The 691-nt window shown below is 48.2% G+C and carries 1 protein-coding gene and 1 pseudogene; one reads left to right on the forward strand and one right to left on the reverse strand.

Features of this window, described 5'->3' with window-relative positions:
• Window positions 1–235 (forward strand): annotated as a pseudogene (locus J5224_RS32975) (ribonucleotide-diphosphate reductase subunit beta); the annotation flags it as partial.
• A 67-nt stretch (window positions 236–302) separates the two neighbouring features.
• Here the strand turns inward: J5224_RS32975 and J5224_RS32980 are convergent.
• Window positions 303–691 (reverse strand): hypothetical protein (locus J5224_RS32980; RefSeq protein WP_264629120.1); only part of this gene is annotated, 389 nt, incomplete at its 5' end.

Here is a 691-nt window from a genome sequence, read left to right on the forward strand (position 1 = left end):
CGGTGTGGGCTGGACCGAGGATGTGAAAAAGTTTCTGCATTATAACGCCAATAAAGCGTTGATGAACCTTGGTTATGAAGCCCTGTTCCCTGCCAACATGACCGATGTTAATCCGGCAATTCTTTCCGCATTGTCACCCAACGCGGATGAAAATCACGATTTCTTCTCCGGATCGGGCTCTTCCTACGTCATCGGCAAGGCGGTGAATACCGAAGATGACGATTGGGATTTTTAAGCGACAAAATGCGGCCCGGAAGCAATGCATCCCGGGCCCACCTTCCTCTCAGCACGACGTAACCGCGTTAACGCAGAAAAAAATAGCCGTGGGGAATGGGCGGCGTAGCCGATACTTTTCGCGGTACGGGCGTTCTGACCCTGCTGCGGTTACTGTCCATCGAAAAATTGTTTAAAGAAAAAATCCCTCTATGCGTTATCCGCCACAGCAGATAAAGGGAGTATTCACTGCGAATATCCATTTTTCGCTTTAAACGACTAATAACGGAGTAGGCTATATCCTTAAGCCCGGCAGGAATACGGCCATGCGTTATCTCCTCCCAGTACTTTAACAGTTGTCGCTCGTGTGAGTTAAACCTGACATAGGCGCATTTCTCTTTGTCTAGCGATCCCAACCAAGAGTGGCTTAGCATAAATAAATCACGATTGGCGATATCTGGAGATACCACGATACAAT

Source organism: Candidatus Symbiopectobacterium sp. NZEC135 (genome assembly GCF_025962695.1).